Source organism: Mesorhizobium sp. P2_C5_2, from assembly GCF_056404535.1.
On record NZ_JBFUDV010000001.1, the window covers coordinates 757,647 to 778,028 of the forward strand.

Here is a 20,382-nt window from a genome sequence, read left to right on the forward strand (position 1 = left end):
GCCGCAGCTGACGCCTCAGCTTCGGGCGGCAGGCGTGACGATCGCCGCTTCGGCCGGCTTGCGCGGCGGGCGTATGACGACCATCGATTCTTCTTCGGCATCCTGCGGCGCGCCCCAGAATTCAGCCAGTGTCGGGCCATCCTTGAGGCGGCGGTCCCGGGCCAGAAAGCCCCAGACCTCGCGGAACCAGACACGGCGGCCCATCTGCGTGTACCAGCGCATTGAGTGGCGCTGTTCGGGATCGGGATGGAACAGAATGCGGGCCAATGCCTTCGGCCGCGACTGCACCGCCACTTCGATCAGCTTGACCGAGAAGAACAGCATCCAGGGTTTGAGCCGGGTCATCTGCAGCACCTGGTGCTTGTAGTCCCACAGCCTTGCATCCGTCTGGATCACCTTGCGGTCGCGAGCGATGCGGAAGAACGGCGTCCAGCGATGCGGGGTGACATAGAGCGCCTGGATCTGGTCGGGGTCATAGGCAAGCAGCTGGCGGAAGCCGCGCCACAAATCGCGAAAGGTCTCGTCCTCGAAACCGGCCACCCAGGTCGCCATCGACAGGATGCCGTTGAGGCGCAGCAGCCGGATTGCCTCGCGGTCGGACGAGGTGCTGCCGCCCTTGCGGATCAGCTGCAGCGTCTGCTCGTCGGTGTTTTCCATGCCGAGCAGCCAGCGGATGACGCCGGCCTTGCGGTAGAGATGCAGGATGTCGGCGTCGCGCACGATGTCGTCGGCGCGGGTCGAGCCGACGATCAGCACTGGCACGTTTTCGACGATCAAGGCGTCGAGAAAAGCGCGCCACGCTTTCTTCGACACTGTCGGGTTCTCGTCGGCGAGGTTGATCAATTCGACGCCGTGCTCGCGATGCAGCCAGGCGATCTCCTGCGCGAATTTTTTGGGATCACGGTGCCGCCAGCGGGTCCAGAAACCGCGCTGGCCGCAATAATTGCACAGATGCGGACAGCCGCGCGAAAACTGCATGACCACGGCACGCTTGCCGCCCCAATAACTGTACCGGGCATGATCGATCAGCTCCCAGCCGACGCGGTAGTCGTCGAGATTGGCAATGGTGCCGGCTGGCCGCGTCGCGAACGGACGGCCGAGACCGTCGCGATAGGTGATGCCGGCGACTTCGGCCAATGGCCGGCGGTTGTCCAGCGCCTCGATGAGTGCTGCGATGGTCGCCTCGCCCTCGCCGCGCACGATGAAGTCGAAAACATCGCTCGCCGCCAGTATGTCGCGCCAATGGTAGGTCGGGAACACACCGCCATAGATCACCAGCGTCGCCGGCTCGAGCGCCTTGACCATGCCGGCGATGGCAAGCGCCGTCGGATGCGCCGAGGTCGAGCCGGAATGGCCGATCAGGATGCAGTCGGGCTGACCGCGCAGGGCATCGCGCACCAGTGTGGCCAGCGGCATCGGTCCGAATTCGGCATCGACCAGCCGCACTTTGTGGCCGGCGTCGATGAGCGGGCCGCCGAGTGCCAGCAGACCAAGCGGCGGCAGATGGTCGTCGGGCACGCGGCTGCCTATGGCGGTGTGCGGCGGATTGATCAGCACGATGTTCATGGCGGACCCCAGAGCAGTGGTCCGCATGGCGTAGCCGGTGTTTCAGATCGGCAATTGGGCTCCGTTCAGCAGTTTGCGTGCAGCTTTTCCGTAGAAATGGCGATGCCGAGCCTTACCGCCTCAGATGGGCGAGCGGCACGTGGCCAGGGCCCTTGATGTTCTGCAGCACCAGCTGCGTGTGGACGTCGCGCACGCCGGCAAGCCGCATCAGCCGGTGCATGACGAAGGCATTGAGCTCGTCGACCGAGGGCACCATGACATGCAGCAGGAAATCGTGATCGCCGGTCATCGTCCAGCACGACGAGACCTCGTCCATGCGCTGCACGGCGGCGATGAAGCTCTCGGGCGAGCCGTCGCTGTGGCTGACCAGCCGCACCTCGATGAACACCTCGACCATCAGGCCGACGGCGCGGCGGCTGAGCACGGCGGCGAACCCCTTGATGATGCCGGCCTCCTGCAGCGCCTCGAAGCGGCGCGCGCACGGCGTCGTCGACAGGCCGATCTCCTGCGCCAGTTCGGAGACGGGCTTGCGCCCATCGCGCTGCAGCACATCCAGCATCTTGATTTCGAAATCGTCGAATTGAGGCATTTTCACTCCCCTGAGATAGTTATTGAGGGAATATTACCTCGAATGGCCGGCCTGAGCCATCATCAAAACCGATTTGCCTCGACAAACCGGGCTAGCCTTTAGGCACGTCAGCCGTTGATGATTTGCAGGGAGAAGACCCATGACGACGATGAGCGTTGCCGAGTATGCCCGCGACTGCGCGGCGCAAGGGTTGCGCGGCGACTATTCGGTCTGCCGTTCCGATTTCACCGTGGGGCAAGGCTACGACTACAGCGCCGAGGAACAGGCGGTGTGGCGCACGCTGTGCGACCGCCAGACCAAGCTGACGCAGAAGTTGGCCCACCATTCCTATCTCGATGGCGTCGCCACGCTCGGCCTGCTCGACAAGATCCCGGATTTCGGGGCGGTCAGCGACAAGTTGCGCAAGCTCACCGGCTGGGAAATCGTCGCCGTGCCCGGTCTCATTCCGGCAGCGCCCTTTTTCGACCATCTCGCCAACCGGCGCTTTCCGGTGACCAACTGGCTGCGCACCAATGAAGAACTCGACTACATCGTCGAACCCGACATGTTCCACGACTTCTTCGGCCATGTGCCCATCCTGACGCAGCCGGTGTTTGCCGATTTCATGCAGATGTATGGCGAGAAGGCCGAGAGCGTGATTGCGCTGGGCGGCGACGAGATGATTACCCGGCTCTACTGGTACACGGCCGAATACGGACTGATGCAGGAGAAGGGCCAGCCGCTGAAAGCTTTCGGCGCCGGGCTGATGTCGTCCTTCACTGAATTGCAGTTCGCCGTCGACAGCAAGGCCGCGCACCACGTGCCCTTCGACCTCGAAACGGTGATGCGCACCGGCTACGAGATCGACAAGTTCCAGCGCGCCTATTTCGTGCTGCCGTCCTTCGACGTGTTGCGCGATGCGTTCCGGACCGCTGATTTCAAGGCGATCGTCGCCCGCCGCAAGGGCCAGCCGGCGCTCGACCCGGCAACGGTCTAGTAAATCCGGCACCAGTGTTTAAGGCGCGTCGCATGTCGACGCGACGCGCTTTAGACGCTTTGATCCCGCCAGGCTATTGCATGGCAGACGGGTTCATCCACAGGAACTCCCAGACGTTTCCGTCTGGGTCTTCGATGTGACGGTTGAACATGAAACCGAGATCCTGCGCTGGATTGGGATCCGCGCGGCCGCCTGCCGCCACGCCCTTCTCGATTACGGCATTGATCTCGTCCTTGCTATCGGTGGTGAGCGCGATCAGCATCTGGCTGTCACGCTTGGGGTCGCCGATCTGCCGCGCTGTGAACTGGCTGTAATGCTGGTGCGTGAGCAACATGACTCCAATGGAGTCCGAGAACATGATCGAGCTGGCCTGGTCGCTCGAGAACTGCGGATTCAGCGTGCCCCCGATCGCGAGATAAAAGTTGGTCGCTGCCTGCAGATCGCGCACCGGCAGATTTATAAAGATCATCTTGGTCATCGTTCTAAGCCTTGCCTTCGTTGACAGGTACTAGTCAGTCCAGTACCGTTTCATGGCTACCATGCAGGAACGGTACCGTCTAGTACTTGTTGAGGAGGTGCCATGGGAAACGACGGTGAGACCAGATCAGCACGCAAGGATCGTGAAATCATCCAAGCGGCCACGGCGGCGTTCATCGGCAAAGGCTATGATGGAACCAGCATGGAAGAAATCGCTACCAGGGCGGGAGCTTCCAAGCAGACCGTCTACAAGCATTTCACCGACAAGGAGACGCTGTTCGGCGAAGTCGTTCTGTCGACCGCTACACAAGCCAACGACATCATCGAGTCCGTGACGACGCTGCTTTCCGAGGCGAAGTTCATGGAGGGTGGCCTGCAGCAGCTTGCTCGACGTTTGATAGCGGTTCTCATGGATGAAGAGTTGTTGAAGCTGCGGCGCCTAATTATCGCCAACGCGGACCGAATGCCGCAGCTTGGCCGCAGCTGGTACGAAAAGGGCTTCGAGCGCATGCTTGGCTCAATGGCGTCCTGCTTTCAAAGGCTCACCAGTCGAGGACTGATACAAACCGGTGATCCCCATCTGGCAGCCAGCCATTTTTTTGGAATGCTTCTTTGGATCCCCATGAACGAAGCCATGTTCACGGGAAGCAACCGGCGTTCCAAGGCCGAACTTGAACGACACGCGGATGCCTCGGTGGAGGCGTTTCTTGCCGCTTATGGGGTCCAGCCGAAATAGTCTCGTCCCTGCCGACATATGCAGTGACACCGCAAACACACAGGCATCCCTATCGCCCGGGGGTGTCCGTCCCCTCGGCCTTCAGCCGCGCCAGCTGGTCGCGTTGCAGGTCGAGTGCGGCGTGGACGAAGCGCGATATGGTGGCCAGTTGCGCGTCGCTGAAGGTGGCGACGACTTTCTCGCCTTCCCGCGCGATGGCGCCGTAGTAGCGCGCCGACAGCTCTCGCGTCGCCTCGGTCGCCTCGATCACCACCTTGCGCCGGTCCTCGAGACTGCGCGTGCGGGTCAGGTAGCCGCGCGCCTCCAGCCGATCGATCAGCGCGGTCACCGCCGCCGGCGTCAGGCCGGTTGCTACGGCAATGGCGCCGGCCGATTGCGGGCCGCCATAGAGCAGCCCGATGCAATGGCGTTCGGCCATGTTCAGCCCAAGCCGTACCCCAACCGCTTCGTCATAGGCCTGTGTAGCGTCCTGCCATTGCATGATGGCCAGGCCGATGGCCGTCGTCATTTCCTCGCGATTCAGGGTTGACGAATTTATTTTGATCATCTAACTATCAATCTGTCTAATATTTAGGCCATTGCATCAATATGCGGCTCTGGTTCCGACATAGCAAGAGCCTGCCGCCAGAGAAGGAGTGAAAAATGAGCTTGATTCAACAGCGTGCGCCGCTCTCCCATGAGGAAGAGTACAAATACGCCGAGATGGCGATGAAATGGTACGGCTGGGGCTCGCCCATCGGCCTCGGCATCCTGCTGGTGGCGCTGGCCGCCGCGGCTGTGCTGGTGCGCATCGCCGTCTACGGTCTTTAGAGGCTGTTCCATCCCGATGGGTTCGGGATGGCTTTGTCTTCCGCTTGAGCGTGATCCTTCTGAAACCGGTTTTCAGGGGTCACGCTTCCGGCCAGATCAGAATCCACCCAAAGGCGCGCCAGGGCGGCGGCAGCAATCCTGTCGGCGCCGTCCGCTTTTTGGCGGTCAGACGGTGATGACTTGGTCACACCGTGATGACTTGGTCACACCATGATGACTTCGTCACACCGTGATGACTTTGCTCAGATGGTCGCCAAGCCGGCAGGCCAGCGCGGTGATGGTCGTCGTCGGGTTGCATTCGCCCGAGGTGCAGAACACCGAGGAGCCGCCGACATAGAGATTGTCCATGCCGTGCACCTTGCAGTTGGCGTCGACCACGCTTTTGGTCACATCCGCGCCCATGCGGGTGCCACCCATATGATGGTGGCCGGCCAGTTCCTCATCAGTCGGATAGTCCTGGCCATTGGCAAGCCAGTCCATGATGCGGACGCGGCCGAGGTCCTTCTCGATCAGTGTCGTGCCGAACAGTTTGAGCCCCTCCAGGATGGTGCGGCGCTCCAGCGGCGACTTTTTCCAGTGCAGCTCGATGCGCGGCACGCCGGCATGGTCGACATCGGTCTTCGACAATTCGATGTGGTTCGAGGCCAGTGGCGCCTGTTCCCAGGCGACGTAGAGCTGGGCCGCGCAGCGCAGGTTCTGGCTGAGCTGATACGCCACCCATTCGGCAGCGTCGGGCGCGGTGCAAGCGAGGTCGGCAATCAGGCTCTTGACCCCGGCGTAGGGGGTCTCGATCAGGCGGATGCCGAAATTCATAATCTGCAGCCGCTCCATGGCGGCAAGCGTCGGCGAGAAGAAGGCCTCGTTGACGGCATCGACCTCGAACTCGCTGTAGTCGGCCAGGATGGCATTGCCGCCCTCGAAGGTCGGGTGCTCCATCCAGTAACCGCCAAGCGCCGTGGCGTTCGGCACCACGCCACCATTCGAGCGCTGGTTCGACCACAGAAGCAGCCGCGAATTCTCCAGCCCGCCGGTGCAGACGATGAAATAATCGGCGCTGAAGGCGCCGGCATCCTGGCCGTTCGACCACAACCTGGCGCCGGTAACCTTCTTGCCGTCGCCGGCGAGTTCGGTGGCATAGGTGTTGAGCACGAGCGCGACGGTCTTGCTCTTGTCGAGCTCGTCGGCGAATTTCTCGCCAAAGCGCACGGCCGGGCTTTTGATCAGCTGCACCCAGCGTATGTCGTCCGAAATCGGCACATCGGGCCGGAAGTCGGGAAGCTCGAGAATGTCGTGCACCTCGGGCAGAAAGGGCTCGATGTCGGCGCGGCTGATCGGCCAGCCGGTGTCCGGCGCCCAGGTCTTGGGCTCAAAGTCCTGCTTGTCGAGCACCCGGCACCAGCCGGCCCAGTGGTTCGACGACCCGCCCATGAAGCGCAGCCGGGTGATGTCGAGATCGAAATAGGGATCGCCGACCGTGGTGCCGCGGTAGAAATCCTGCGATTCGTCACTGAACTCGCGTGAGCCGGCCTCCAGCACCACTACCGGAATGCCGGCGGCGCCGAGCTTCCTGGCGATGGTGGTGCCGGCGGGCCCGGAGCCGAGGATGCAGACCTTGGGTTTGAAATCCGTGGCCCGAAACGCCTCGTAGCTGTCGAAGATCATGCCAGGTCGCTCCGCTTCAGGACCCAGCCATTGACCACGACGATCTCGTCGGGGTCGGCATCGGGGCGGTCGCTGTCAGGCAGCTTGCGAAACAGCTGTAACGCCGGCATCGCAACCAGCGCCTGCATGATGGCGCGGCGCGATATTTTCTTGATGAAGAAACTCATGAAACGTCTCTCGATGGGGGCTTCGATCCACGCATGGCGTTCCCTGAACGGCACACGTGCCCGCCAGACAGGCCATTTCCGTGCCAGTCCTAGCCGGTAAACGGCTTACAACCGGGTAAACGGCGTGGTTGCGTGAAAAACAATGTTAGCAAATCCTTAGCAAGCATAGGCGGGAGCCTCAGGCGGCTTCGGAAATGTCCCGGTCGAGGATCGACAAATTGCGGCCACGGTGCTTGGCCTCGTAAAGCCGGAGGTCGGCAGCGCGCATCAGCTCCGAAACATTGGCGTCCTCACCGCAAGTGATGCCGCCAATGCTGACGGTCAGCGGCACCGTGCGCTCGTCGACCGGGCGGAAGCGGATCAGCTCGACTTCGCGGCGGATGCGCTCGGCGACGCGCCTCGCCTCCCCGCCAGTGGCGCCGACCAAGAAGGCGCCGAACTCCTCGCCGCCGATGCGGCCGAGCACGTCGCCGCTGCGCACGCCGCGCTCGATGGCGCTGGCGATCAGCAGCAGCGCGTCATCGCCGGTCAGATGGCCAAAACTGTCGTTGATCGCCTTGAAATGGTCGGCGTCGATGATCAGCAGCGCGCCGCGATCGGATTTGCGCCGAGAGCCGTCGAGCGCGGCAAAGAAGCTCTCGCGGTTGAGCATGCCGGTCATGTCGTCGCGGCTTGCCTTCTCCGACAGACGCCGGTGCGCGGCGGCGAGCTGGGCATGCGCGCGGGCGAGGTCGCGATGCGCGCTTTTCAACCTGTCGCTCTGCCAGAAGGTGCTGGCGCAGGCGATCCAGGCGAGCGCCAGCGGGCACACAGTCGATGTCAGCCAGATGGTGCGAGTGACCGGAAAACCCATGGCGGGGACGATAATCAGCGTCAGCAAAAGCGAGACGGCTACCGAGCCGAACGCGACGGCGGCGGACTTTAAAAGTATGCGACTCATCGCTGGCTCCCACTGAACCGTCTCTGTGCCAGCAAGCCCTGAAGGCCACCTTTCGGGGATGGCTAAAATTTGAATGGAGAGGCCATTTTTACAACTCTAGATGCGTATAGGTTGTGGATAAGTCCAGCCGCAGAAAGGGGTTCGAACGGCAGATATTTCGTGCCATAAGGACGCCATGACCACGTCGCCCGATCCCGCCCGCTTTGCCCATGTCACCGACTGGGTGTTCGACCTCGACAACACGCTCTATCCGCACCATTCGAATCTGTTTTCGCAGATCGACGTCAAGATGACGGCCTATGTCGGAGAACTGCTGACGCTGCCGCGTGACGAGGCCCGCAAGCTGCAGAAGGAACTCTATCTGGAATATGGCACGACGCTGAACGGGCTGATGACGCGCCACGGCATCGACCCCGACGACTTCCTCGAAAAGGTGCACGACATCGACTATTCGTGGCTGGTGCCCGATCCGGTGCTGGGCACCGCCATCCGCCAGCTTCCCGGGCGCAAGTTCATCTTCACCAATGGCGACCGCAGGCATGCCGAGCGGACCGCGCGCCAGCTCGGCATCCTCGACCATTTCGATGACATTTTCGACATCGTCGCCGCCGGGCTGAATCCCAAGCCGGCGCGCCAGACCTATGAGAAGTTTGCCGAACTGCACGCCGTCACCGGCCACAATGCGGTGATGTTCGAGGATCTCGCCCGCAATCTGGCGGTGCCGAAATCGCTCGGCATGACCACGGTGCTGGTGGTGCCGCGCAATTTCGAGCCGACCTTTGCCGAGATTTGGGAACGCGACCCGGCCAATGAGGACGACGTCGATTTCGTCACCGACGACCTTGCGGAATTTCTGACTGGAATAGTGAGTAGGCAGTAGGGATTGGGCAGTAGGGGAAAAGGCATTGTGGGACTGCTTTCCTACTGCCTACTGCCTACTGCCTAATCCCTACTCCCCTAACTTGTAGAAGCGGCTGATGATGCCCCAGGCCTCGTCGGCGGTGTCGACGAAGTCGATGATGTCCTGGTCGCCGGGCGTGATGGTGCCTTGTTCGGCGAGGAAATCGAGATCGATCGCCCTTTTCCAGAACGCCTTGCCGAACAGGATCACCGGCACGCGCTCCATGCGCCCGGTCTGGATCAAGGTCAGCGTCTCGAAGAATTCGTCCATGGTGCCAAAGCCACCCGGAAACACCGCGACGGCCTTGGCGCGCATGACGAAATGCATCTTGCGGATGGCGAAGTAGTGGAAGTTGAAGCACAGCTCCGGCGTCACATAGGCGTTCGGCGCCTGCTCGTGCGGCAGGACGATGTTGAGGCCGATCGACGGCGCACCGACATCGTCGGCGCCACGATTGCCCGCTTCCATGACGCCTGGCCCACCACCGGTGACGACGACGAATTCACGGTAATAGGACGTGGCTGACTGCTGCGAGCAGAGGCGGGCGAATTTGCGCGCCTCCTCGTAATATTTGCTGTTGTGCTCGAGGTTCTTCTTCTGCGTCTCGTTCTTGGCCGCCCAGGCCTCGCCACCGGGTTCGGGAATACGCGCGCCGCCGAACAGGATCACCGTCGAGCGGATGCCGCGTTCGGCCAGGATCATTTCCGGCTTCAAGAGTTCAAGCTGCAAGCGCACCGCGCGCAATTCCCGACGCGTCATGAAGTCGGGATCGTTCCACGCCAGACGGTAGGTATCGGCGCGCGTCTGCGGCGTATCGGGCACGCTTTTCGAGCGCTCCAGATCCTCGTCCGAATGCGGCAGCGGCGTCCATCCCGCCTTTTCCATAGGAGTCATATGCTTTACCCGTCCCAACAGTTCACTTGCGCCGTCCCATGGCGCACGCGCGATTGACCCCCAATACGCCTTAACATAGGGTCCGCGCGATTTTCAAAACAGGTTAAGGCGATGGCCCTTAACAGCGCGGTAACGGAGCGAATTCATGTCGAAGCCTGATCTGGCGAGCCTCGAAAAGACCATCGAGAAGGCCTTCGAGGAGCGCGACACGATTTCGACCGCGACCCGCGGCGAAACGCGCGACGCAATTCAGACTTCGCTCGACCTGCTCGACCGTGGCACGGTGCGCGTCGCCGAGCGCCAGGCCGACGGCAAATGGCACGTCAACCAGTGGCTGAAGAAGGCGGTGCTGCTCTCCTTCCGGCTCTATCCGATGGAGATCATCAAGGGCGGTCCCGGCCAGGCGGTGTGGTGGGACAAGGTGGCGTCGAAATTCGACGGCTGGAGCGCGGTCGATTTCGAGAAGGCCGGCTTCCGCGCCGTGCCGTCGTCGATCGTGCGCCGCTCGGCCTATGTCGCGCCCGGCGCGGTGCTGATGCCGTCCTTCGTCAATGTCGGCGCCTATGTCGATAGCGGCACCATGGTCGACACCTGGGCCTCGGTCGGCTCCTGCGCCCAGATCGGCAAGAACGTGCACCTGTCGGGCGGCGTCGGCATTGGCGGCGTGCTGGAGCCGATGCAAGCCGGCCCGACCATCATCGAGGACAATTGCTTCATCGGCGCACGCTCGGAAGTGGTCGAGGGCTGCATCGTGCGCGAAGGTTCGGTGCTCGGCATGGGCGTGTTCATCGGCCAGTCGACCAAGATCGTCGACCGCGCCACCGGCGAGGTGTTTTATGGCGAAGTTCCGCCGAATTCCGTCGTCGTCGCCGGCTCGATGCCGGGCAAGGCTTTTCCGAACAACGAGCCCGGCCCGGGCCTCTACTGCGCCGTCATCGTCAAGCGGGTCGACGCCAAGACCCGCTCCAAGACGTCGATCAACGAATTGCTGCGCGATTGATCTTTTTTGCAAACGGACGCACCTTCCGCCGGCGCGACATTCCGTCGCGCTGATTCAGCATGGAGGGGTGACATGGACTGGAAGTATCTTCTGACGAGCTATGAAGGCCGTATTAACCGTGCCAAGTTCTGGGCTTGCGTTGGTGTGATATTCGTCGGCGCCATCATCGCCATCATCATCGACAACATCATCGGCACCAATTTCAACGGCATGCCCTACGGTTTCGTCTACCTGATCTATGTAATCGCCACGCTCTATCTGGTCTTCGCCGTCTACGCCAAGCGCTGGCATGACCGCAACAAGTCGGGGTGGTGGACCCTGATCCTGTTTGTGCCTTTTATTGGTGCGATCTGGTTCATCGTGGAATGCGGCATTCTCGAAGGCACTCGAGGCGCCAATCAATATGGACCGGACCCGCTTGCCTGAAAAAACAGACCTCATTTGGCTTTTCTTCAAAACCTCAGGCCGCGTCAGCCCCAGTGCGTATGCGCTGGCCGGCCTGCTTTTGCTGCTTGCCCAGTTTTTCCCGCTCTACCAGTTTGCCAGGCTGGAGCCCGGCACCGCAAATAGCCAAGTCTGGGCCGTTGTGGTCTGGACTGCGTTGCTGATTACGACCTGGTCGAGCTTCGCGGTTACCGCAAAGCGCTTCCATGATTTCGGCAAGCCGACTTACTACGCGTTGATCTCTCTCATCATCGGCCCGATTCTTCTTCTCATTCTAGCCTGCTTCAGAAGTGATCCCGGGCCTAATCGCTACGGCCGGCACACCAATGCTCCTGCACAACCCTGAGGGCTGACCGGATATCTCGCCATGCGCTACCGCACGCTTGATCCGAAACTGATCATCGACACGGCCGAGCGGCTGGAGGAGCGCGTCGCCGAGCGTTTTCCCGAGGCCGGCCTGCGCGGCGTCGCCGCCGAACTGGTGTCGCTGTCGCGTGACCTGGCCAAGGCGGCGCAAGCGCTCGAAACGCCGATCTGGTGGCTGCGCGGCGCCATCGTCGCCGCCGTTGCCGCCGGCGCACTGATCTTCCTGTTCGTCGGCACCATCCTGCCGCTCATCCACATCTCGCAGGCCGACGATGCGGTGCAGTCGGTGCAAGGCATCGAGGCCACGATCAACATGATCATCCTTGCCGTGCTAGGCCTGCTGGCGCTGATCCGCACCGAGGAACGCATCAAGCGCAAGCGGGTCTTTCGCCAGCTGCATGGGCTGAGGTCGCTGATCCATGTCATCGACATGCACCAGCTGACCAAGGATCCGGCCGCATTGTCTGCAAACTTCAGGCCGACCGCGCATTCGCCGGCGCGTATCACCAATGCCGCGGACCTGGCGCGCTACCTCGATTATTGCTCGGAAATGCTGTCGATCACCGGCAAGATCGCGGCGCTGTTCGCGCAGTCGGTCAATGACGATGTGGTCATCGACGGCGTCAACGACATCGAGAACCTGGCATCCAACCTGTCGCGCAAGATCTGGCAGAAGATCACGCTGATCGAAAACCATCCGGCGGCGCAGCCGCTGCCGGCGCCAGGCCCGGCGAGCAAAGCGCCGGCTCCGAGGCGGGCACCAAAGCTGTGACGCAGCGGTGCCGGCGTGCCTGCTTTTTCCGGGCTCATGTGCGGGCCAAGGCCTGACGCTCGCGGCGAATAGCCTATCTAGCGACGGCTTCCGGCGTCAGCCCGGGTGACCCGCGCTTTTCCCGCTCGGCCTGCCGCACCAGCGCGGTGACGCGCTTCAGCAAAGGCGCCGGCGTGCCAACCTTTTCAGCGAGGCTCAGCACCGCTCCCTGCAGGTCGCCGATTTCGGTTGGCCGGCCGCGCTGGAGATCGTCCCACATGGAAGAGCGCGCCTGCGGGTCGATGGCGAGCATGCGGCGCGCCACCAGCCGGAACAGCCAATCCGGCAGCCGGAGCAGTTTCGGCAGCAGGCCGGGACGCAATCCGCCGATCCGCGCCGGCGCAATGTGTGACGCCTTCATCGCCGCCAGCGCCTCATCGATCTGACCGGCAAGGATCCGCCGCCAGCGGCGGTCGGCAAGTTCGCGCGCCAGCGGCAGACCGGACAGAGCGACAAGCGCATTGTTGAGATTGATCAGCAGCTTGCCCCACTGCACCGCCTTCATGTCGGCATGGGTCTCGACGGCAAGGCCTTCGACATCGAGGAGGCCGGCAAGGCCGGCCATACCGTCTTCGATCATCACTTTGCCCTCGCTGGCGCGATGCACGTGAAGCGGCAACTTGCCTTCGGCCGACTGGACGACATTGAACGGCACCATGCCGGCGAGCACCAGTCGAGAGCCCAGCCCGGTGCGTAGCCGGTCGGCATTGCCGACACCGTTCTGCAGACTGACCACCACGACATCGCCACGAGCGTGTGTGGCAATAAGCGCCGCCATCTCTTCAGTGGCGCCGTTCTTGACTGTCACCAGCACCACGTCGGCATTGGCCAGGGCGGCGGCCGGATCGGCGGTCACGGAAAGGGCGCCCGGCTTGATGGATCGGTCGCGGCCGTCGAGGTCGGTGACGCGCAGCCCACCGCCCAGCACGGCCTCCGCGATGCGCGGCCGCGCCAGAAACACCACCTTGCGTCCTGCCAGTGCCAGGCAGCCGCCCACATAGCAGCCGATGCTGCCGGCGCCGGCGATGACGATGGTCTTATCGGCGTTGGCCATGCGATAATCTCGTGTTGGCCTGCACTATACGACATGAAAACCATAATGTCGGCGGCAGGACCGGTCATCATCTCTGACCGTGACAGGCCTTTCGCTTTCGACTATCGCTTTGCCCATGAAACTGCCGACCGATCCCGCCGCAAACCTCGCGACCCTCATACGCTGCGCCTCCGTAACGCCCGCCGAGGGCGGCGCGTTGAGCGCGCTGGAAGACATGCTGAAGCCGCTCGGCTTTTCGGTCGAACGCCCGGTGTTTTCCGAAGACGGCACGCCCGACATCGAGAACCTTTACGCGCGCCGCTCCGGCAATGGGCCGCATCTGATGTTTGCCGGCCATACCGACGTGGTGCCGGTGGGCGACGAGGCGTCGTGGACGCATCCGCCCTTTGCCGCCGAGATCGCCAAGGGCGAGATGTACGGCCGCGGCGCCGTAGACATGAAGGGCGGCATCGCCTGTTTCATCGCCGCCGTGGCGCGCCATGTCGAGACAAAGGGCGGCCCGAAGGGCTCGGTCTCGCTGCTGATCACCGGTGACGAAGAGGGCCCGGCCATCAACGGCACGACAAAACTGCTCGACTGGGCTGCGGCCAAGGGCGAGAAATGGGATGCCTCGATCGTCGGCGAGCCGACCAACCCGGACGCGCTCGGCGACATGATCAAGATCGGCCGGCGCGGCTCGATGTCCGGCAGCGTCACCGTTAACGGCAGGCAAGGCCATGTCGCCTATCCCTTGCTGGCCGACAATCCGGTGCGCGGCCTGATGAGCCTGGTCGAGGCCTTGCTCCACCCCGTTTTCGACAAGGGTACGAAGGATTTCCAGCCGACCAACCTCGAAGTGACCTCGATCGATGTCGGCAACCCGGCGACCAATGTCATTCCGGCCAGAGCGACAGCCACCTTCAACATCCGCTTCAACGACAGCTGGGCGGCCGAGACCGTGCAGGCCGAGATCCACAACCGCCTCGACCAGGCGGCCAAGCGCAAGAAATACCGAACCGGCAAGAAGACGCCGGTCGACTACGAGCTGGTCTGGCGCGACCGGCCGAGCCATGTCTTCCTGACGCGCGACGACAAGCTGATCGAAACGCTGCGCGGCTCGATTAGGGCGGCGGTCGGCAAGGAGCCGGCGCTGTCCACCTCCGGCGGCACCTCGGACGCCCGTTTCATCAAGGATTATTGCCCGGTGGTCGAGTTCGGACTGGTCGGCAAGACCATGCATATGGTCGATGAACGCGTCGCACTGGCCGACCTCGAGACGCTGACCCAGATCTATCAGCGCTTCATCGAAGACTGGTTCGAGCAGGGCTGATCATGCTTTCGGCTGACGAGACCTCTTCATCGCTTACCGGCGCCTGGCGGCTGATGCTCGGCAAGGCCGACGGCTTGCGGCTGCTCGACCTGTCGGCAGACGGCTTCTGGAATTCCTTCTTCGCCATCGTCGTCGCCGCGCCGGCGATGATCGTCGGCTGGGTCGGCACGGCCAACGAGATCGGCGACCCCAATGCGTTCGCCGGGCGGCTGGGCATGTTGATCCGCCTGGCAACCGTCGACCTCGGCTCGTGGCTGCTGCCGTTGGTTGTGCTTGCCCTGGTCGCGTCGCGCGCCGGCATCGGCGACCGCTTCGTCCACTACGTCGTCGCCAGCAACTGGGCGTCGGCAATCACCGCCTGGATGCTGCTACCATCGGCGTTGATCCGGCTTTTCCTGCCGTCCGGCAACCCAGTTGCCGAATTGGTGTGGCTGGTTCTGGTGGTGCTGTCGCTGGTACTCACCTGGCGGATGACCAACGCCGCGATCGGCAAGGGCGCGGCTGTCGGCAGCGCCGTGTTCGCAGGCATGTTGGTGGTGTCCCTGGCCGTCCTGTTCGGCCTGGTGGCGCTGCTCGGCATCACTGTGCCGACCGCCGCTCCGGCTTAGAATTTTTCCGGGTAATCGACACCGACGAGGAAAAGCCCGTCGGGCGGCGCCACCTGACCGCAGGCGGCGCGGTCTTGCGCATCGAGCGCGGCCTTGAGATCGGCAGCCGTCCAGCCGCCGTCGCCGACGCGCTTCAGCGACCCGACCATGGAGCGCACCTGGTTGTGCAGGAAGGAGCGCGCCGAGGCCCTGATATCGATCAGGTCGCCCTGGCGGCTCACATCGAGCCGCTCCAGCGTCCGCACCGGACTGTTGGCCTGGCACTGCGTCGAGCGGAAGGTGGTAAAGTCATGTCGGCCGAGCAGGACTTTCGCCGCTTCGTGCATGGCGTCCGCATCGAGCCGTTTCGGCACCCACCAGACCCGGCCCTTTTCCATCGCAGCGGGCGCGCGCCGGTTGAGGATGCGGTAGAGATAGTGCCGCCCGGTAGCCGAGAAACGGGCATCGAAATCGTCGGGGACAACCGTCGCCTGCAGGATGGCGACATGCGCGCCCGCCGCCTGCAGATGCGCGTTGATGGCGTCGCGCACCTTGTCGTTTGGCCACGCCTTGGTGAGGTCGACATGCGCCACCTGGGCGGTCGCATGCACGCCGGCGTCGGTGCGGCCAGCGGCGCGCAACCGCACCGCCTCGCCGCTGAATTTCTCGATCGCCTGCTCTATCGCCTGCTGCACCGAAGGCTGATCCGCCTGGTGTTGCCAGCCGGCGAAGAGGCTGCCGTCATATTCGATATCGAGACGAAAACGCGGCATGAGCGATCTGCACCCGCCTAGAGCCGGAAGATTTCAGGTCGTTTCGACCTGAAATCTGAATCGGGCTCTAGATCGAAGAGATAGAGCATGATGTCATCCGAAAACCGCTTCACACTTTTCGGCATCATGCTCAGGCGGCGAGTGCGGTAAAGGCCTGGGCGTAGACCAGTCTGCCTTTTTCGGGTGCGTCACCCCAGGCCAGCGCCTGCAGCGCTTCGCCCTGGTATTCGCTCTCGAAGTTTTCGGCGCGCGCATGGTTGTAGCCGAAGCGGCCGTAATAGGCAGGATCGCCCAACACAACGGCGAGCACCTCGCCGGCATCCCTGAGGCGGATATGCGCCTCGCGGATCAACGCGCCGCCAATGCCCGAGCCGTGGAAAGACGGCTCGACGGCCAACGGCGCCAGCGCCACGGCTGCAAACTGCTTGCCGCCATTCTGGACGAACAGGCGGGAAAACAGGATATGGCCGACCACCTGGCCGTCTTCTTCCGCCACCAGCTCGACAACGGAGTCGCCGCCGGTGACCAGCGCGTCGACCAGCCCGGCCTCCGCCTGCTGACCGAATGCGTGTTCCTCGACGAGGCGTATAGCCTCGCGGTCCCGCAGCGTCGCGCCGCGTATCGACATCATGCTCATGAGAATTTCATTCCTTTTTCGATTTTGGCCCCGCGCAGAAACTCCTGCGCGGCAGCGGGCCTTCCGCCCGCCCGTTGAACTTCGACCAGCCTGACCGCGCCTGCCCCGCAGGCGACCGTCAGTCGGTCATCGAGAATTCCTCCCGACTCGCCCATGCCTTCCGAAAGCGTACCTTCAGAAAGCGTCGAGCGAAGCAGTTTCAGCCGTTCTGTGCGGCCGCCAATTTCGGCCTCGCACCAGGCGCCAGGGAATGGCGACAGGCCGCGAATGTGATTGTGGACCTCGCCAGCCGGCCGCGTCCAGTCAATACGCGTCTCCGATTTGTCGATTTTTCTGGCGTAGGTCACCCCGTCAGTCGCCTGCAAGGCTGATGCCAGCGTATTTGTCTCCAATCGGGACAATGCTTCCACAATCAGCGTGGCAGCAATGTTCATCAAGCGATCGTGCAGATCGCCGGCCGTCATATCGGGTCCGATGGCGCACTTTTCAACCAGTGCCACCGGGCCGGTGTCCAGGCCCTCTTCCATGCGCATCACCATCATGCCGGTCTCGGTGTCGCCGGCCATGATGGCGCGCTGGATGGGAGCTGCACCACGCCAGCGTGGCAAAAGCGAGGCGTGGCCGTTGACACAGCCGAGCTGCGGAGCCTCCAGAATAGGCTTCGGCAACAGCAGGCCATAGGCGACAACGACGGCGATATCGGCCTGCAACGCGCGGAAAGCGGCCTGCTCCGTCTCGCCTTTCAGCGAAGTTGGCGTGCGTACAGCGATCCCCAGCCGCTCGGCTTCGCGCTGCACCGGCGACGGTGTCAGCTCCAGCCCGCGGCGGCCCGCGGCGCGCGGCGGCTGGGTGTAAACGGCTGGTATCTCGTGCCCGGCCTCAGCAATCGCGCGCAGCACCGGCACCGAAAACTCCGGCGTGCCCATGAAGATGACGCGAAGCGGCATCTTCCTATCCCACCAGCTTGCCCGGCGCCTTGTCCTTGGCGAGCTTCTTGAACTTCTTGACCACCATATCGCGCTTCAGCTTCGAGATGTGGTCGATGAACAGGACGCCGTTGAGGTGGTCGATCTCGTGCTGCAGGCAGGTCGACATCAGGCCCTCGGCCTCGATCTCCTGCAGCTTGCCGTCGCGATCGAGATATTTTACCCGCACCGAAGCCGGTCGCTCGACCTCGGCGTAATAGTCGGGGATCGACAGGCAGCCTTCCTCGTAGACCGAGCGGGCGTCGGCGCTTTCGAGGACTTCGGGATTGATGAAGACATGCGGCGCCGGCGCCTCGTCTTCCTTGGCGAGATCGATGACCAGCATGCGCAGCGGCTCGCCGATCTGGATTGCGGCGAGACCGATGCCCGGCGCGTCATACATGGTCGCCAGCATGTCGTCAGCCAGTTTGCGCACGGACGCGTCGACGCGTTCGACCGGTTTGGAAACCTGGCGCAGGATCGGATCGGGAAGGATGATGAGCGGCTTGATCGACATGGCGTCTCACCTAAAACGTCGCAGGAAAAGCGTCAACCGGTGCGGTTGGCGCCCGTTCACGTTTTGATCTGTGCCAGGGCGGCGAATCGGCTATGCTTGGGGGATGAACGATCTGAGCACCATCCTTTCCGAACCCGTCGCCCGGCTCGGGGCCACGACCATCACGCTCGGCCATGCGCTGGTGTTCGGCGCGATCGTGTTTCTCGGCCTGTTCCTGGCGCTTGTCGTCGCTCTGTGGCGGTCGGCCAAGGCGCGCACCATCGCAGCCGCTGAGGCCGCCGACCACGCCCGCGACGCCGAGGCGCGGATGGCCGGCATATTGCAAAGCCAGGCCGAGATGCAGGGCCGCATGGGCGCCATCGCCGACGTGTTCGGCGCAAGGCAGGCCGAACTCAACCAGTCGATCGGCCAGCGGCTCGACGCCATGACCGGCCGCCTCGGCCAGACCATGACCGAGCAGACCAAGTCCACGCATGAAAGCCTGGCGAAATTGCAGGAACGGCTGGCGGTCATCGATACCGCCCAAGGCAACATCCAGTCGCTGGCCGGCCAGGTCGTGCAGTTGCAGGCGATCCTGTCCAACAAGCAGACGCGCGGCGCCTTCGGCCAGTCGCGCATGGAGGCGATCGTCGCCGACGGCCTGCCGATGGGCGCTTACGAATTCCAGGCCACGCTGTCGAATGGCAGCCGGCCCGACTGCCTGGTGCGGATGCCGAACGGCGCGCCGCAGCTTGCCATCGACGCCAAATTTCCGCTGGAAGCCTGGAATGCCATCCGCGCCGCCGACGGTGCGGAACTGCAGAAGGTCGCGGCCCAGGCTTTCCGCCGCGACATCGAAATCCATGTCCGCGATATCTCGGAAAAATACCTGATCCAGGGCGAGACGCAGGACACCGCCTTCATGTTCGTGCCGTCGGAATCGGTGTTTGCCGAAATCCACGAGAATTTCGACGCTCTCATCCAGAAGGCGCACCGCGCCCGTGTCATCATCGTCTCGCCGTCGCTGTTGATGCTGTCGATCCAGGTCATCCAGGCGATCCTCAAGGACGCCCGCATGCGCGAACAGGCGCATCTGATCCAGGGCGAGGTCATCCGGCTGATGGAGGATGTCGATCGCGTCGACGAGCGGGTGCGCCGGCTGCAGACGCATTTTGGCCAGTCGGCCAAGGACATCGAGGAGATACTGGTGTCGACCTCGAAAGTGACCAGGCGCGGCAAGAAGATCGAGGCGCTGGAGTTCGGCGAAAGCGAAGCCGAAGCGCGTGGCGGCGGACCGGCCAAGGCTGAACCCGGGGTACGAGTGGCGGATTCCAAGACGGGCCAACTCAGGCTCCGTGTCGTCGAAGGTGACGATTAGACCGTAGCCACGATTACGTGTGCCTGAATTTTGGCCGCAACCTCGCCGCTGCCATGTCTGGCCGTCATCGCGGCTGCGACATGATCGGTAGCGGTTTCCAGTTTTCCTCTGGCCTCGATTTCGTTGCGAAGCGGAGTTCCCTGGCAATAAGCAACGGCCGGAAGGCGCGGCGAGGAGGCACGGCTTTGTTCGGCTTTCGTCTCGATCGCCACACGGGAGAAACCTGCATCTTCCAGTTCGCCGCGGATCAGCGCCGTGTCATGGTAGCCGTGCGGCGTGCGGGCTAGAAAGCGCGGCGGATCGTCCGGAAAAATCTCCGCAAGAGCGTTCGTCACATCATCGGCGAATACATTCTCTTCGATGCGATCCCATACGTTGAACAGGAAATGGCCTCCGGGCTTCAGGACCCGCTTTGCTTCGCGATAGCCGGCGGTGCGGTCGGGAAAGAACATTGCGCCGAACTGGCAACAAACGAGATCGAATGCCGCATCTTCGAACGGCAGCGCCAGAGCATCCGCCTGACGCCATTGGATGCGACTGTCGGGAGCTTGCCGCGAGGCCGCGTAGTCGAGCATCGGCTGGTTGAGATCGGTCACGACATAGCTTGCGCCAGGAGACAGTTTTGGCGCCAGTGCGCGGGTGACAACCCCGGTGCCCGCGGCGATCTCCAAAACGGCGCTGGGTGACAGGGACGCTGCCCGTCGTGCAATATCCGCGGCGAATGGCTCGAAAATCAACGGCACCATGTAACGGTCGTAGTTTTCCGGAACCGAGCCGGCAAACACCTTGTCCGTTTCCGACATTGCTATCCCCCGCCATCCGTTTGATGGCGACCCTAGCACAT

General features: G+C 63.0%; 25 protein-coding genes. 11 read left to right on the forward strand and 14 right to left on the reverse strand.

The features are described 5' to 3' along the window. Positions 1 to 15: 15 nt before the first annotated feature. Entirely contained in the window at positions 16 to 1,566 is a 1,551-nt protein-coding gene (bchE, locus tag AC1D1B_RS03520) for a magnesium-protoporphyrin IX monomethyl ester anaerobic oxidative cyclase (protein ID WP_477329391.1), read from the reverse strand. 112 nt (positions 1,567 to 1,678) lie between these two features. Next, complete coding sequence (locus tag AC1D1B_RS03525) at positions 1,679 to 2,155, reverse strand: Lrp/AsnC family transcriptional regulator (protein ID WP_477329393.1); 477 nt, start codon at positions 2,153 to 2,155, stop codon at positions 1,679 to 1,681. 139 nt (positions 2,156 to 2,294) lie between these two features. On the opposite strand from AC1D1B_RS03525, the gene phhA reads away from it, so the two are divergent. Then, positions 2,295 to 3,131 (forward strand): phenylalanine 4-monooxygenase, encoded by an 837-nt coding sequence (phhA, locus tag AC1D1B_RS03530; RefSeq protein ID WP_477329395.1) that lies wholly within the window; start codon positions 2,295 to 2,297, stop codon positions 3,129 to 3,131. 73 nt (positions 3,132 to 3,204) lie between these two features. On the opposite strand, the gene AC1D1B_RS03535 is transcribed toward phhA, so the two are convergent. Further along, positions 3,205 to 3,609, reverse strand: coding sequence for a VOC family protein (locus AC1D1B_RS03535; protein ID WP_477329397.1), 405 nt, complete (start codon positions 3,607 to 3,609; stop codon positions 3,205 to 3,207). A 102-nt stretch (positions 3,610 to 3,711) separates the two neighbouring features. On the opposite strand from AC1D1B_RS03535, the gene AC1D1B_RS03540 reads away from it, so the two are divergent. After that, positions 3,712 to 4,344, forward strand: coding sequence for a TetR/AcrR family transcriptional regulator (locus AC1D1B_RS03540; protein ID WP_477329398.1), 633 nt, complete (start codon positions 3,712 to 3,714; stop codon positions 4,342 to 4,344). A gap of 49 nt (positions 4,345 to 4,393) precedes the next feature. On the opposite strand, the gene AC1D1B_RS03545 is transcribed toward AC1D1B_RS03540, so the two are convergent. Then, positions 4,394 to 4,891 carry a MarR family winged helix-turn-helix transcriptional regulator gene (locus AC1D1B_RS03545; RefSeq protein WP_477329400.1) on the reverse strand — a complete coding sequence of 166 codons (498 nt, stop codon included), beginning with the start codon at positions 4,889 to 4,891 and terminating at the stop codon, positions 4,394 to 4,396. Between the two features lie 95 nt (positions 4,892 to 4,986). Between AC1D1B_RS03545 and AC1D1B_RS03550 the strand changes: the two genes are divergently transcribed. After that, entirely contained in the window at positions 4,987 to 5,154 is a 168-nt protein-coding gene (locus AC1D1B_RS03550; RefSeq protein ID WP_181059834.1) for a hypothetical protein, read from the forward strand. A gap of 222 nt (positions 5,155 to 5,376) precedes the next feature. Here the strand turns inward: AC1D1B_RS03550 and AC1D1B_RS03555 are convergent, their stop codons facing one another. The 3 genes from AC1D1B_RS03555 to AC1D1B_RS03565 form a co-directional block, all read right to left on the reverse strand. After that, positions 5,377 to 6,816, reverse strand: coding sequence for a GMC oxidoreductase (locus AC1D1B_RS03555; protein ID WP_477329402.1), 1,440 nt, complete (start codon positions 6,814 to 6,816; stop codon positions 5,377 to 5,379). After that, a complete protein-coding gene (locus AC1D1B_RS03560) occupies positions 6,813 to 6,983 on the reverse strand; it encodes a hypothetical protein (RefSeq protein WP_477329404.1) in 171 nt (56 codons plus the stop codon). Before AC1D1B_RS03560 ends, AC1D1B_RS03555 begins: the two co-directional genes overlap by 4 nt. A gap of 178 nt (positions 6,984 to 7,161) precedes the next feature. Beyond that, a complete protein-coding gene (locus AC1D1B_RS03565) occupies positions 7,162 to 7,923 on the reverse strand; it encodes a GGDEF domain-containing protein (protein ID WP_477329406.1) in 762 nt (253 codons plus the stop codon). A gap of 175 nt (positions 7,924 to 8,098) precedes the next feature. Here AC1D1B_RS03565 and AC1D1B_RS03570 point away from each other — a divergent pair, with 175 nt between their 5' ends. Beyond that, positions 8,099 to 8,803, forward strand: a complete 705-nt coding sequence (locus tag AC1D1B_RS03570) for a pyrimidine 5'-nucleotidase (RefSeq protein WP_477329408.1) — start codon at positions 8,099 to 8,101, stop codon at positions 8,801 to 8,803. Between the two features lie 69 nt (positions 8,804 to 8,872). Here the strand turns inward: AC1D1B_RS03570 and AC1D1B_RS03575 are convergent, their stop codons facing one another. Next, entirely contained in the window at positions 8,873 to 9,718 is an 846-nt protein-coding gene (locus AC1D1B_RS03575) for an LOG family protein (protein ID WP_181059839.1), read from the reverse strand. Positions 9,719 to 9,863: 145 nt separating this feature from the next. Here AC1D1B_RS03575 and dapD point away from each other — a divergent pair, with 145 nt between their 5' ends. From dapD to AC1D1B_RS03595, 4 genes are all read left to right on the forward strand, one after another. Further along, positions 9,864 to 10,718 (forward strand): 2,3,4,5-tetrahydropyridine-2,6-dicarboxylate N-succinyltransferase, encoded by an 855-nt coding sequence (dapD, locus tag AC1D1B_RS03580; protein WP_477329411.1) that lies wholly within the window; start codon positions 9,864 to 9,866, stop codon positions 10,716 to 10,718. Positions 10,719 to 10,790: 72 nt separating this feature from the next. After that, positions 10,791 to 11,144, forward strand: a complete 354-nt coding sequence (locus AC1D1B_RS03585; RefSeq protein WP_477329413.1) for a DUF805 domain-containing protein — start codon at positions 10,791 to 10,793, stop codon at positions 11,142 to 11,144. After that, positions 11,122 to 11,508 (forward strand): DUF805 domain-containing protein, encoded by a 387-nt coding sequence (locus tag AC1D1B_RS03590; protein WP_477329415.1) that lies wholly within the window; start codon positions 11,122 to 11,124, stop codon positions 11,506 to 11,508. The genes AC1D1B_RS03585 and AC1D1B_RS03590 overlap by 23 nt, the downstream gene beginning before the upstream one ends. A 21-nt stretch (positions 11,509 to 11,529) precedes the next feature. Beyond that, complete coding sequence (locus tag AC1D1B_RS03595; protein WP_477329416.1) at positions 11,530 to 12,300, forward strand: hypothetical protein; 771 nt, start codon at positions 11,530 to 11,532, stop codon at positions 12,298 to 12,300. A 73-nt stretch (positions 12,301 to 12,373) separates the two neighbouring features. Here AC1D1B_RS03595 and AC1D1B_RS03600 read toward each other — a convergent pair whose 3' ends face one another. Continuing rightward, complete coding sequence (locus tag AC1D1B_RS03600; protein WP_477329418.1) at positions 12,374 to 13,393, reverse strand: 2-dehydropantoate 2-reductase; 1,020 nt, start codon at positions 13,391 to 13,393, stop codon at positions 12,374 to 12,376. A gap of 115 nt (positions 13,394 to 13,508) precedes the next feature. Here AC1D1B_RS03600 and dapE point away from each other — a divergent pair, with 115 nt between their 5' ends. Then, a complete protein-coding gene (gene dapE, locus AC1D1B_RS03605; protein ID WP_477329420.1) occupies positions 13,509 to 14,702 on the forward strand; it encodes a succinyl-diaminopimelate desuccinylase in 1,194 nt (397 codons plus the stop codon). A gap of 2 nt (positions 14,703 to 14,704) precedes the next feature. After that, positions 14,705 to 15,310: a transporter gene (locus AC1D1B_RS03610; protein WP_477329422.1), complete on the forward strand. Its 606-nt coding sequence runs from the start codon at positions 14,705 to 14,707 to the stop codon at positions 15,308 to 15,310. On the opposite strand, the gene truA is transcribed toward AC1D1B_RS03610, so the two are convergent. The 4 genes from truA to def form a co-directional block, all read right to left on the reverse strand. Further along, on the reverse strand, positions 15,307 to 16,062 hold the full coding sequence (truA, locus tag AC1D1B_RS03615; RefSeq protein WP_477329424.1) for a tRNA pseudouridine(38-40) synthase TruA: 756 nt from the start codon (positions 16,060 to 16,062) through the stop codon (positions 15,307 to 15,309). The two genes, AC1D1B_RS03610 and truA, sit on opposite strands and share 4 nt — an antisense overlap. A gap of 130 nt (positions 16,063 to 16,192) precedes the next feature. Continuing rightward, positions 16,193 to 16,699, reverse strand: a complete 507-nt coding sequence (locus AC1D1B_RS03620) for a GNAT family N-acetyltransferase (RefSeq protein WP_477329426.1) — start codon at positions 16,697 to 16,699, stop codon at positions 16,193 to 16,195. Continuing rightward, a complete protein-coding gene (fmt, locus tag AC1D1B_RS03625; protein ID WP_477329428.1) occupies positions 16,696 to 17,646 on the reverse strand; it encodes a methionyl-tRNA formyltransferase in 951 nt (316 codons plus the stop codon). The genes AC1D1B_RS03620 and fmt overlap by 4 nt, the downstream gene beginning before the upstream one ends. A gap of 4 nt (positions 17,647 to 17,650) precedes the next feature. Next, entirely contained in the window at positions 17,651 to 18,181 is a 531-nt protein-coding gene (gene def / locus AC1D1B_RS03630; protein ID WP_477329430.1) for a peptide deformylase, read from the reverse strand. Between the two features lie 103 nt (positions 18,182 to 18,284). Between def and AC1D1B_RS03635 the strand changes: the two genes are divergently transcribed. Continuing rightward, positions 18,285 to 19,538, forward strand: a complete 1,254-nt coding sequence (locus AC1D1B_RS03635; protein WP_477329432.1) for a DNA recombination protein RmuC — start codon at positions 18,285 to 18,287, stop codon at positions 19,536 to 19,538. Here AC1D1B_RS03635 and AC1D1B_RS03640 read toward each other — a convergent pair. Continuing rightward, the gene (locus AC1D1B_RS03640; RefSeq protein WP_477329433.1) at positions 19,535 to 20,341 is read right to left on the reverse strand and encodes a class I SAM-dependent methyltransferase; all 807 of its coding nucleotides are present in this window, start codon (positions 20,339 to 20,341) and stop codon (positions 19,535 to 19,537) included. The two genes, AC1D1B_RS03635 and AC1D1B_RS03640, sit on opposite strands and share 4 nt — an antisense overlap. Between the last annotated feature and the right edge of the window lie 41 nt (positions 20,342 to 20,382).

What these genes read in the sequence shown, in the direction of transcription:
- AC1D1B_RS03555 (WP_477329402.1), bottom strand. Translation starts at nt 6,816, where the DNA reads ATGATCTTCGACAGCTACGAGGCGTTTCGGGCCACGGATTTCAAACCC.
- AC1D1B_RS03535 (WP_477329397.1), bottom strand. Translation starts at nt 3,609, where the DNA reads ATGACCAAGATGATCTTTATAAATCTGCCGGTGCGCGATCTGCAGGCA.
- AC1D1B_RS03525 (WP_477329393.1), bottom strand. Translation starts at nt 2,155, where the DNA reads ATGCCTCAATTCGACGATTTCGAAATCAAGATGCTGGATGTGCTGCAG.
- AC1D1B_RS03635 (WP_477329432.1), top strand. Translation starts at nt 18,285, where the DNA reads ATGAACGATCTGAGCACCATCCTTTCCGAACCCGTCGCCCGGCTCGGG.
- AC1D1B_RS03600 (WP_477329418.1), bottom strand. Translation starts at nt 13,393, where the DNA reads ATGGCCAACGCCGATAAGACCATCGTCATCGCCGGCGCCGGCAGCATC.
- AC1D1B_RS03590 (WP_477329415.1), top strand. Translation starts at nt 11,122, where the DNA reads ATGGACCGGACCCGCTTGCCTGAAAAAACAGACCTCATTTGGCTTTTC.
- truA (WP_477329424.1), bottom strand. Translation starts at nt 16,062, where the DNA reads ATGCCGCGTTTTCGTCTCGATATCGAATATGACGGCAGCCTCTTCGCC.
- AC1D1B_RS03565 (WP_477329406.1), bottom strand. Translation starts at nt 7,923, where the DNA reads ATGAGTCGCATACTTTTAAAGTCCGCCGCCGTCGCGTTCGGCTCGGTA.
- bchE (WP_477329391.1), bottom strand. Translation starts at nt 1,566, where the DNA reads ATGAACATCGTGCTGATCAATCCGCCGCACACCGCCATAGGCAGCCGC.
- fmt (WP_477329428.1), bottom strand. Translation starts at nt 17,646, where the DNA reads ATGCCGCTTCGCGTCATCTTCATGGGCACGCCGGAGTTTTCGGTGCCG.
- def (WP_477329430.1), bottom strand. Translation starts at nt 18,181, where the DNA reads ATGTCGATCAAGCCGCTCATCATCCTTCCCGATCCGATCCTGCGCCAG.
- dapE (WP_477329420.1), top strand. Translation starts at nt 13,509, where the DNA reads ATGAAACTGCCGACCGATCCCGCCGCAAACCTCGCGACCCTCATACGC.
- phhA (WP_477329395.1), top strand. Translation starts at nt 2,295, where the DNA reads ATGACGACGATGAGCGTTGCCGAGTATGCCCGCGACTGCGCGGCGCAA.
- AC1D1B_RS03575 (WP_181059839.1), bottom strand. Translation starts at nt 9,718, where the DNA reads ATGACTCCTATGGAAAAGGCGGGATGGACGCCGCTGCCGCATTCGGAC.
- dapD (WP_477329411.1), top strand. Translation starts at nt 9,864, where the DNA reads ATGTCGAAGCCTGATCTGGCGAGCCTCGAAAAGACCATCGAGAAGGCC.
- AC1D1B_RS03585 (WP_477329413.1), top strand. Translation starts at nt 10,791, where the DNA reads ATGGACTGGAAGTATCTTCTGACGAGCTATGAAGGCCGTATTAACCGT.
- AC1D1B_RS03595 (WP_477329416.1), top strand. Translation starts at nt 11,530, where the DNA reads ATGCGCTACCGCACGCTTGATCCGAAACTGATCATCGACACGGCCGAG.
- AC1D1B_RS03610 (WP_477329422.1), top strand. Translation starts at nt 14,705, where the DNA reads ATGCTTTCGGCTGACGAGACCTCTTCATCGCTTACCGGCGCCTGGCGG.
- AC1D1B_RS03545 (WP_477329400.1), bottom strand. Translation starts at nt 4,891, where the DNA reads ATGATCAAAATAAATTCGTCAACCCTGAATCGCGAGGAAATGACGACG.
- AC1D1B_RS03540 (WP_477329398.1), top strand. Translation starts at nt 3,712, where the DNA reads ATGGGAAACGACGGTGAGACCAGATCAGCACGCAAGGATCGTGAAATC.
- AC1D1B_RS03620 (WP_477329426.1), bottom strand. Translation starts at nt 16,699, where the DNA reads ATGAGCATGATGTCGATACGCGGCGCGACGCTGCGGGACCGCGAGGCT.
- AC1D1B_RS03570 (WP_477329408.1), top strand. Translation starts at nt 8,099, where the DNA reads ATGACCACGTCGCCCGATCCCGCCCGCTTTGCCCATGTCACCGACTGG.
- AC1D1B_RS03640 (WP_477329433.1), bottom strand. Translation starts at nt 20,341, where the DNA reads ATGTCGGAAACGGACAAGGTGTTTGCCGGCTCGGTTCCGGAAAACTAC.
- AC1D1B_RS03560 (WP_477329404.1), bottom strand. Translation starts at nt 6,983, where the DNA reads ATGAGTTTCTTCATCAAGAAAATATCGCGCCGCGCCATCATGCAGGCG.
- AC1D1B_RS03550 (WP_181059834.1), top strand. Translation starts at nt 4,987, where the DNA reads ATGAGCTTGATTCAACAGCGTGCGCCGCTCTCCCATGAGGAAGAGTAC.